Consider the following 1,416-nt stretch of genomic DNA (forward strand, 5'->3'; position numbering starts at 1 on the left):
CGCACTCCTGCTCCAGCAGGCGCGCTTCGATCTCACCCAGCTCGATGCGGAAACCCCGGATCTTCACCTGGTGGTCGACACGCCCCAGGTAGTCCACCAGCCCATCGGCACGTGCCCGGGTCAGGTCGCCGCTGCGATAGACCCGCTCGCCGTTGCCGTACGGATCCGGGACGAAACGCTCGGCCGTCAGCGCCGGCCGGTCCAGGTAACCCCGCGCCACACCTTCTCCACCCAGGTAGAGCTCACCGGCCAGACCCAGCGGCAGCAGGTCCAGGTCCGCGCCCAGTACATAGGCCCTGCGACGTCCCAGCAAGGTACCGATAGGTGCGTAAGCCGCACCGCACGGATCCTGCGGACGCGCCTTCCACAACAAGGGCGTGACCACCGTCTCGGTCGGTCCATAGCCGTTGAACAGGTAGTCCGGGCGCAGGCTTTCCCAGGCCAGCTCGTAGCTGGCCTGCGGCACCGCGTCACCGCCGAAGCAGTACACCCGCACCGGCGGCGGGTTGCCGTCACGCTCGGCATGCTCGGCCAGTTGCTGCAGGTACACCGGCGGAAAGACCCCGATGGTCACACCGTGACGATGCATCTGCGCATAGGTCTCCTCCGGCAGCCAGATACTGTCGTCGCGCACCAGCACCCGCGCTCCGTTGATCAACGGGTGCATCCAGCCTTCATGAGCACCGTCGAAGGCGAACGACATGAAATGCAGCTCGCAGTCCGCCGGGCTCGTCTCGTAGCGCTCGCCGGTCGCACGGATATGCGACACCAGCGGTCCGTGGGATACCGCCACGCCCTTGGGCAGGCCGGTCGAACCAGAGGTGTAGATCACGTAGGCCAGGTTTTCCTCGGCCAGATCGACCTCCGGCGCACCCTCCGGACGATCCTGCCATTCTCCCGGATCGTCCACCGCCAGGCTCGCCAGGCCGGCGGGCAACGGCAGACGCTCGAGCACGTCGCGCTGGGTCAGCACCAGCGCCGCGCCGCAATCCTCCAGCATGTAGCGCAGGCGCTCGGCCGGATAGGCGATGTCCAGCGGCACGTAGGCGCCGCCGGCCTTGAGTACGGCCAGGAACGCCACCATGATCTCCGCCGAACGGCGCATGGCGATGGCCACCCGCACCTCCGGACCCACGCCCAGTTCCACCAGGCGCTGGGCCAGGCGGTTGGCCTGGCTGTCGAGTTCGCCATAGCTCAGCCGCTGCTCGCCGAACAGCACCGCAATCGCCTCCGGCGCTCGACGCGCCTGCTCCGCGACCAACTGGTGGACGAACGGCCGGCTCGGATAGTCCTCACCGGTCTGGTCCCAGCGCGCCAGCAGCAGGTCCCGCTCGGAACGATCCAATAGCGGCAACTCGCCAACACGACGCGCCGGCTCGCGACAGATCGCCTCCAGCAGGTTGCGCCAGTGTGCCG

At 68.1% G+C, this 1,416-nt stretch carries 1 protein-coding gene; it reads right to left on the reverse strand.

The genetic code is table 11. The features are described from left to right. Positions 1–1,416: amino acid adenylation domain-containing protein (locus HMPREF2886_RS21695; RefSeq protein WP_139148417.1), on the reverse strand; the 1,416-nt coding region annotated here is incomplete at both ends.

Origin of the sequence: Pseudomonas sp. HMSC066A08, from assembly GCF_001813025.1 — a bacterium.
GTDB classification, from domain to species: domain Bacteria; phylum Pseudomonadota; class Gammaproteobacteria; order Pseudomonadales; family Pseudomonadaceae; genus Pseudomonas; species Pseudomonas aeruginosa.